The organism is Okeania sp. (genome assembly GCF_983059655.1).
The window spans coordinates 1-8,181 of sequence record NZ_CEZPJD010000216.1; the positions used below are offsets into that span (position 1 = coordinate 1).

Annotated in this window: 8 protein-coding genes; 1 reads left to right on the top strand and 7 read right to left on the bottom strand. The window is 36.1% G+C overall.

Annotation, left to right across the window (positions count from 1 at the left end):
• The 6 genes from AC3DU7_RS13935 to cbiD form a co-directional block, all read right to left on the bottom strand.
• The coding region (locus AC3DU7_RS13935; RefSeq protein ID WP_488039934.1) for an ABC transporter ATP-binding protein at window positions 1–768 on the bottom strand (768 nt) is incomplete at its 3' end.
• A gap of 92 nt (window positions 769–860) precedes the next feature.
• Window positions 861–2,078 (bottom strand): ABC transporter permease, encoded by a 1,218-nt coding sequence (locus AC3DU7_RS13940; protein ID WP_488039935.1) that lies wholly within the window; start codon window positions 2,076–2,078, stop codon window positions 861–863.
• Between the two features lie 252 nt (window positions 2,079–2,330).
• Window positions 2,331–2,531: a hypothetical protein gene (locus AC3DU7_RS13945; RefSeq protein ID WP_488039936.1), complete on the bottom strand. Its 201-nt coding sequence runs from the start codon at window positions 2,529–2,531 to the stop codon at window positions 2,331–2,333.
• Window positions 2,532–2,662: 131 nt separating this feature from the next.
• The gene (guaA, locus tag AC3DU7_RS13950) at window positions 2,663–4,210 is read right to left on the bottom strand and encodes a glutamine-hydrolyzing GMP synthase (RefSeq protein ID WP_488039943.1); all 1,548 of its coding nucleotides are present in this window, start codon (window positions 4,208–4,210) and stop codon (window positions 2,663–2,665) included.
• A 404-nt stretch (window positions 4,211–4,614) separates the two neighbouring features.
• Window positions 4,615–4,923: a hypothetical protein gene (locus AC3DU7_RS13955; protein WP_488039937.1), complete on the bottom strand. Its 309-nt coding sequence runs from the start codon at window positions 4,921–4,923 to the stop codon at window positions 4,615–4,617.
• Between the two features lie 324 nt (window positions 4,924–5,247).
• The gene (gene cbiD / locus AC3DU7_RS13960) at window positions 5,248–6,396 is read right to left on the bottom strand and encodes a cobalt-precorrin-5B (C(1))-methyltransferase CbiD (RefSeq protein WP_488039938.1); all 1,149 of its coding nucleotides are present in this window, start codon (window positions 6,394–6,396) and stop codon (window positions 5,248–5,250) included.
• Window positions 6,397–6,591: 195 nt separating this feature from the next.
• Here cbiD and AC3DU7_RS13965 point away from each other — a divergent pair, with 195 nt between their 5' ends.
• Complete coding sequence (locus AC3DU7_RS13965; RefSeq protein WP_488039939.1) at window positions 6,592–7,209, top strand: hypothetical protein; 618 nt, start codon at window positions 6,592–6,594, stop codon at window positions 7,207–7,209.
• Between the two features lie 369 nt (window positions 7,210–7,578).
• On the opposite strand, the gene AC3DU7_RS13970 is transcribed toward AC3DU7_RS13965, so the two are convergent.
• Complete coding sequence (locus tag AC3DU7_RS13970; RefSeq protein WP_488039940.1) at window positions 7,579–7,944, bottom strand: four helix bundle protein; 366 nt, start codon at window positions 7,942–7,944, stop codon at window positions 7,579–7,581.
• Between the last annotated feature and the right edge of the window lie 237 nt (window positions 7,945–8,181).

Genomic DNA, 8,181 nt, shown 5'->3' on the forward strand with positions numbered 1-8,181 from the left:
AAAATAACTAGAAGTATGCAAATCTTCAGGATTCAAATTAGAATTAACAACTTTACCATCACTAAACCAAACAACACGCTTAGTTTGTTTTGCAACTTCCGGTTCGTGAGTCACCATTACCACAGTCATTCCACTGGCATTTAATTCTGTGAAAATATCTAACACTTCTTGAGTAGTTTTAGTGTCTAAAGCACCTGTCGGTTCGTCTGCTAATAATAATACTGGACGATTAACAATTGCACGAGCGATCGCTACTCTTTGTTGTTGTCCTCCTGATAGTTGATTGGGTTTATTATGCATCCGATTTTCTAACCCCACTAACTTTAAAGCTTCTGCTGCTCTTTCTTTTCTTTCTTTACTAGAAATTCCAGCATAAAGCATAGGTAAAATAACGTTATCGAGAGCTGTTATTTGTGGTAATAAATGAAATTGTTGGAAGACAAATCCAATTTTGAGATTGCGAATTTTAGCTAAGTCTTTTTCTAAGGTATTAGCTATATCTAAACCATCGAGATAATAATTACCAGATGTAGGGCGATCGAGACAACCAATAATATTCATACAAGTAGATTTACCAGAACCTGATGCCCCCATAATAGAGCAATATTCTCCTTCTTCTATGGTTAAAGTAACCCCATTTAAAGCACGAACTTCTACATCGCCCATTGCATAAATTTTCGCGATATTTTCTAACCCGACAATGATTGGTTTTTGGGTTTTATTCTCTGTGAGAATTAACGAATTATTTTCAGAATATTTGTATTGCATAGTAATTTCAGTTATCAGTACCTCTACTTATTTATAAGTAATCAACCGGACATAATATCATTATTAATTATTAATTATTCATTATTAATTACTTAGATGCTTCTCAAAGCCACAATAGGATCTAATTGAGCAGCTTGCTTTGCAGGAACAACTCCAAAAAATAAACCAATAGCACCAGAAACACCACAAGCAATAGCGATCGCTGTGACGGGAATACCTGTTTCTAAAGGAGTTAAAATACCTATAATTAACACCCCACTCACACCAATTCCAGTACCAATTAATCCACCCGCAATAGACAAAATCACCGACTCAATTATAAATTGAACTAAAATATCTTTCTGAGAAGCACCAATAGCTTTTCTTAATCCTATTTCTCTAGTTCTTTCCGTCACCGAAACTAACATAATATTCATAATACCAATACCTCCTACTATTAAAGAAACCGCCGCCGTAGCTGCTAATAATAAAGTCAAAGCTGCTGTAATACCTCCTAAAGTTTGCAATAAATCTTGCTGACTTCTGACGGTAAAATCATCTTCATTAGTAATTTTATGTCGGAGTCGTAATAGATTTTCTATCTGAAACTGGGCAGCTTTCATACTATCCTCATCCTTCACCGATACAGAAATAAAAGTTACTTGAATACCATAAGGAGAAGACCTACCAACAATTCTATTTGCCATAGTAGTAATCGGAATAAAAGCACTCATATCCTGATTACTCCCCAGATTAGTACCTTTAGGTGCCATTACTCCAATGACTTCTAGGGTAACATTTTTAATGCGTACTCGTTTACCAATGGGATTTTCATTACCAAATAATTGTTCTGCTAATTCTGAACCCAAAGCCACTATATTTTCTTGTCGCTGTAAATCTAAATCTGTGAAAAATCTACCTTTAGCAACATCAAAATTCCTGACAGTTAAATATTCTGGAGTTGCACCAGTTAAGCTGGATGATGCATTTTTATTGCGGTAGCTAACTAACTCGTTAGCAGTAAGACTAGGAGCAACTTCTTTAACTGTCGGTACTTGAGAAGCGATCGCCTCTGCATCTGCTAATACTAATGTTTGGGGTGAGTAAACAGGTTGTCTTTGAGCTTCAGGACTTCCTGGCACAATAAATAAAATATTTGGCCCTAAAGAATTAACCTGATTATTAACATATTTTTGCGCTCCTTCGCCAATTCCAATCATGGCAATAACGGAAGCATTACCGATGATAATACCTAACATGGTTAAGCTACTGCGAACTTTATTAGCTAGCAGTGTTGTAGTTGCCATTTTTATGCTTTCTAAGATGTTCATAAATTGAAAAAAACAACTAATAAATAAATAACGGAGGAGTTATAAGTCAGGAGATGAGAAAGGAGGAATGCATAGGAAATATTGGAGAATAATATTAATAATTTCAGTATTTCTTTGGAACTATCAGTACTATCAATTCTTATATAAAAAAAACTTCTGGCCTTGAACCTTTCTTTCCCTTCTGCCTCCAGTATAGCTGCCTTCTGCCTTCCTTCCTCCAAAGTGTAAGTATTCAACCGAACATGATATTAGTTATTTCCGCCATCCTGCAGTAGTAATTTCACCTCCGGAGTAGGCCAACAACTCTATTGTAGAAATTTGCAAATAGGTTGGTTTGATGAAGGCAGCAAAGTCGCAAAAGTTAACCTTGGTTGTGTTGCGCTGTCCTTTAATCCAACCTACACTACACACAAGTTTCCACTTCAAGAAGTCAGGTTTATGAGGAAATATCATAAATGTTTGATTCCAAACAAATAAACCCGACTTCTCTTTCTAAGTTCCACATTCATGTATAGCAGTCTAAGCATAGCTTAAGACATTGCTAAATTTTTGAACTAAGTTAGATACAACTTTATAACTTCCGATTACTCCCACTCAATAGTACCAGGAGGCTTAGATGTAATATCATACACCACTCGGTTAACACCATTAACCTCATTCACAATGCGGTTAGAAATAATTTCCAGCAAATCATAAGGTGCGCGAGACCAGTCAGCAGTCATCCCATCCTCACTAGAAACAAACCGCAACACAATGGGGTAAGCATAAGTCCGTTGGTCTCCCATCACTCCCACACTACGAATAGGTAACAACACCGCAAAAGCTTGCCAAAAATCGTGATACATTCCTTGTTGTTCAATTTCATCACGTACAACAAAGTCAGCATCCCGTAATATTTTCAACCGTTCATCCGTAACTTCCCCTAAAATCCGAATTGCTAACCCTGGACCGGGAAAAGGATGACGTCGCACAATTTTTTCTGGTAAACCGATAGAGCGACCTACTTTTCTGACCTCATCTTTAAATAGCTTGCGCAGAGGTTCGACCAACTTAAACCTTAAATCTTTGGGCAGACCCCCAACATTGTGATGACTCTTGATTTTAACTGCTACTCGCTCCCCTGTTTTGGGGTCAACGTTGGTGTCAGCAGATTCAATTACGTCTGGATAAAGAGTACCTTGAGCGAGATAATCAAAAGGCCCTAAACGTTTTGACTCTTCTTCAAATACTTGGATAAACTCGTGGCCAATTAATTTGCGTTTTTGTTCTGGGTCGGTAACTCCTTCAAGTTTAGCCAAGAAGCGATCGCGAGCATTTACATACTCAACTGATATATGAAAAGATTCTTGAAATATTTTCACCAAGTTTTCCGGTTCATACTTCCGCATAAACCCTTGGTCAATAAACATACAAGTTAATTTATCCCCGATCGCTTGATGCAGCAAGAATGCTAAAGTTGAAGAATCTACGCCCCCAGATAGTGCTAATAATACTCGTTTATCCCCTACCTTGGCTCTAATTTCTCGAATCGCTTCTTCTACAAAGGCTTCTGTTGTCCAAGTTGGCTCACATTGACAAATATGGTACACAAAATTTCTAATCAATGCTTGACCACCAAGAGAATGAACTACCTCTGGGTGAAATTGAGTCCCATAGAGCTTTTTCTCATGGTGAGCGATCGCCGCACAGGGAGTATTATCTGTATGAGCTAACACTTCAAAACCAGAAGGCATTTTTGTCACAGAATCTCCATGACTCATCCACATGGTTGTGCCTTCTTCCACATTAGTCAGTAAATCTGTGGGGTCATCTATAGATAAAGATGCTTTACCATATTCAGCTAATTGAGCGCGTGTAACTTCACCCCCTAATTGCTGTACCATCAACTGCATACCGTAGCACACACCCAAAATTGGTATTCCCAACTGCCAAATTTCGGGATCGCACTGAGGTGCTACTCGGTCGTAAACTGAGTTCGGACCTCCAGAAAGGATTATTCCCTTGGGATTGAGATTTGCTAGTTTTTCCGCAGTTGTCTTATAAGAAATGACTTCTGAGTATACTTGAGTTTCGCGAATCCGGCGGGCAATTAGTTCTGAATATTGAGAACCGAAGTCCAGAATCACAATCATCTGACGATTAAATTGAGTGGAGAAATCTGAAATTTCTTCTGTCTGTCTTGTTAGAGTCACGGTTAATGTGCTATAATTTTTTACTTGTGAGGTTAATTTTCCTGAATTCTAGGTTTTCAGGTCAAGCTTATAAGCTATAAAAATATGTTTTTCGGTGAGGAAAATTTGTTTCTCCACACTTCTTGTTTCAAGCTAAATTTTTCCTACTGCCACAAAAGCTTCTATACTTATTAATAAGCTAAGAACTGACAGGCTAACATAAATAAGTTAGAAATAGGTATCGCTTTTCCTACCGAATTCTTCATCAAGGCTAGTTTTATCAAAAATGGAGCTTTAAGAACTGCTTCATAAAACCGATATAAAACGTCACAAGCGCAACATTTTACTGTTTACTTCCTGCTTTCTTACGGAATGCTACGCAAACTACCGGAACTGTCAGCAGCACTCCGTCCACAGGCATCAACGGTCAAGCCGACCGCATTTCTTGAGTGCGTCTTACATTCTGAGGAGACCTCACCAATTAGCACTCGCTTTCTTAAATTAATTGAGGCATTTCCTACGGAATGCTCCGCAAACAAGTCTCGGTCTATTGATAAACCGCATTCTGGGCAGTCATAAGTTCTCCGGGTATAATCTCCGAATTTACCGGGATATGAATTGCGACCAAACAAACAATAAGCACTCCATTGAGAATTATGATACAAAGGGAACATGATAACATTGAGTTGTCACTGTGGCCTTTGCAGATCGTAGACCAAATTGACTGTGTAGATGTACTGTCAGGGATTGGCAACAGTTTAGATAAGTGCCACTCAAGCAGTAAACCTAAATCGTGAGGTTTGAGTTTCTCCCGTTAAATCAAATATTATAACGGGAAAGGATGTCAAGAAAAATGTTTTGGTATTGTGACTAGAGGATAATAATCTGGCTTATAAACCAGTCACTCAATCTAGCCAGTTATAAAATTTACCAATTTATTTTAATTTTCCCCCGCGCCTCATCCACTATTATTAATTTCTTCTACAAATACCCTAACTCTAGCTGAGGGTATTCTTAACAGAATAACAAATTTCTGCAAAAAGTGTATCGGCAATTTCAGTTTTTAGGAATATTTGGCGATCGCGGTCAAATAGCATCGAACCTACTTGGACCTGTTTTTGACTATGATTAAAAATGTAAGCTTGACTACGTTCCTCTATACGGTAGGCGATCGCCCTATATACCATATCCACCCAATTATTGTCATTATCTTTATCTAAATTTCGTAGTAGTTTCAAAGCAGCCTCGGCAGTAGTACAAGCCAAAACTTTTTGTAGCACAGAAGTAGGCAAACCCATATTTGCGCAGTGAGCTGTTAAAATTTCTAATCTTCCATCAGCTAGATGGTGATGAGTATGAAAAATTCCACCAGCCAATTTAATTAATTTGCCATGATAGCCTAATAATAAAATAGACTCTACTCCAGCAACAGCAGCAGCTACTAACATTGGGCCTAACCAGTTAGCTGTTTTCATAGTCTGCTGTGGTGGTATTCCCATTTTCCTAGCTAGGTCTAAACCATTTTCTCCCACACAAAACACCAAACAACTAGACTGTGCTGCCTTTTGTTGTAACTCCTCCCGATAAGCATCAAGTTGCCCAGGCACACTCAAAGGTTGAGAAACTCCTGTAGTGCCCAACAAAGAAAGTCCTTCAACTATACCAAAAGCTGAATTAGAAGTCCGAGTTGCTAGTTGATGTCCTTCAGGCAAGATAATTGTCACTTTAATTTGTTCGTTTGACTGTAGTAAAGGTTTCAAATTTTCTTGTAACAGTCGTCGTGCATAACTATAGATAGCTGCTTCTCCATTCCTAATATTATGTCCAACTCCAGCACCACCCAAAATCACAATTTGTTCTGAAACGTCACTTATAGAAAATTCCGCTAATTCTACCATTGCCCACACAGGAGTATTGCGAGTTAGATCGAGATTATCACCGGGATCGGAACGAGTAATAGCTAAGGCAGTATTATTTTTCAGCAATGCTATTTGCTCAATAGGAATATCTACAATTTCTGTTGGTTCAATTAAATTAATTGATACAGTAGGTAAAGACGAGATATTTTGACGTATCCAATGGAGCGCAGCTACAGCAGCGGCACAAGCAAATACAGGTAGAGTATATCCAGCAAGAGGTTCAGTCATCAGTTTTAACGAAGTCAGAAGTCTTTTAAGTCAAAAGTCAAAAGTTAAAAGTAAAAAGTAATTAAATTTTAAGTTAAAGGTAATGAATTTGAGCCAGGAAGAACCCCTCGTTTACCAATTATCAGAATGGAAGATGAATTAAGCTATTTATCATTAGGAAGAGCTATATTTTAACATAACAAGGAGCCAAAGTCCATGTCCTACAGTGAATTTAAAACCATAGCTGAAGTGAGAGATCGCTTTGATTTGACAATAGACGAATCAAAAAATTTATTTGCTGACATTACTCCTGTAAAAGTAAGCGAATTTCTGCAACAAATTTTAGAACGAAATATTCCCCTGGCAAGTGCTATCAATACAGAAAAAGCCCGCTCTGAACTTTTAATTGCCCCTACCCTATTGGAAATCCGACATATATATAAAAATGAAGTAGGTTTTTTTTCTGGTTCAGAATTCAATATCGATTCTGAGTTAGGATTAAACGGTTTTTGTGACTTTATTTTAACAGCTTCAAGAGAAATTTATGAAATATGCCGTCCAGTTTTGACATTAGTTGAAGCCAAGAATGAAAATATTAAAGGAGGTTTACCCCAGTGTATGGCTGAAATGATTGCTGCTCAAAAATTTAACTTGAGAGAAAATATAAATTTGCCCATTTATGGAGCTGTAACAACAGGGATAATCTGGCAATTTCTAATCTTAGAAGGTAATCTCCTCTGTATTGATATGCGTGAATACTATATCAGAGATACCGACAAACTTTTGGCTATTTTATCTCATCCGTTTCAGAAATATCTCGGCCATCAATTTTGAAGTCAAAATTCAAAAGCCATGTAAATTCAAAATTCAAAAGTCAAAAGTAAGAAATTTTTAGAAGTCAAAAGTTAAAAGTCAAAAGCCATGTAAATTCAAAATTCAAAAGTTAAAAGTCAAAAGTAATAAATTTTAAGTTAAAAGCCAAAAGTTAAAAGTAAGAATTTTCAAGTTAAAAGCATTTCAATTCAAAATTCAAAATTCAAAAGTAAGAAATTTTAAATTAAAAGTCATGTGAAGTCAGAAGTCAAAAGTATTTCCAAGTCAAAATCCAAAAGTATTTTAAGTTAAAAGTATTTTTAAGTCAAAAGCATTTCAATTCAAAATTCAAAATTCAAAAGTTAAAAGTTAAAATTTAAAAGTAATAAATTAATTATTCAGCTTTTTTTTGCTAGTTACTACGGATTGAGCTAGAATTTTAATGAGTTGTTCGCATTCGTCCAAAAGATTGGCTATCCTTTCAGATTCTATCATCTCAGTTTCAATAAGTAATCTTAACCAATATCGGGTTTCCCTTGCTTCTTTGAGAGATATTTGTTGCTTATTAATAAAATCTTTAGTACTCTGAGCTGACTGTGATTCTTCTAAATTAGCTCCTATTGATGTCCCAGACTTAAATAATTGATTAGCTAGTAATCTGGATGTTCCTGGTTGCTCATTTAAAAGGTTACAAAGTTTAGTAATTCTAATTGCAAATTCAAAAGCTCTCTCAGTAATAGGTATATGATTTTTCATTTGAGTTTGACTTTAAATTTGAAAATTCTTACTTTTGACTTTTGAATTGAAAAGAATTCTAACCTTAAACTTAAAAATTCTTACTTTTGACTTTTGACTTTTGAATTGAAAAGACTTCTAACTTTAAACTTAAAAATTCTTACTTTTGACTTTTGACTTTTGAATTGAAAAGACTTCTAACTTTAAACTTAAAAATTCTTACTTTTGACTTTTGACTTTTGAATTGAAAAGACTTCT

Excerpts from the sequence above, each read along its gene's own strand:
- AC3DU7_RS13940 (WP_488039935.1), bottom strand. The coding sequence starts at position 2,078 with ATGAACATCTTAGAAAGCATAAAAATGGCAACTACAACACTGCTAGCT.
- AC3DU7_RS13970 (WP_488039940.1), bottom strand. The coding sequence starts at position 7,944 with ATGAAAAATCATATACCTATTACTGAGAGAGCTTTTGAATTTGCAATT.
- AC3DU7_RS13945 (WP_488039936.1), bottom strand. The coding sequence starts at position 2,531 with ATGATATTTCCTCATAAACCTGACTTCTTGAAGTGGAAACTTGTGTGT.
- cbiD (WP_488039938.1), bottom strand. The coding sequence starts at position 6,396 with ATGACTGAACCTCTTGCTGGATATACTCTACCTGTATTTGCTTGTGCC.
- guaA (WP_488039943.1), bottom strand. The coding sequence starts at position 4,210 with ATGATTGTGATTCTGGACTTCGGTTCTCAATATTCAGAACTAATTGCC.
- AC3DU7_RS13965 (WP_488039939.1), top strand. The coding sequence starts at position 6,592 with ATGTCCTACAGTGAATTTAAAACCATAGCTGAAGTGAGAGATCGCTTT.
- AC3DU7_RS13955 (WP_488039937.1), bottom strand. The coding sequence starts at position 4,923 with ATGTTCCCTTTGTATCATAATTCTCAATGGAGTGCTTATTGTTTGTTT.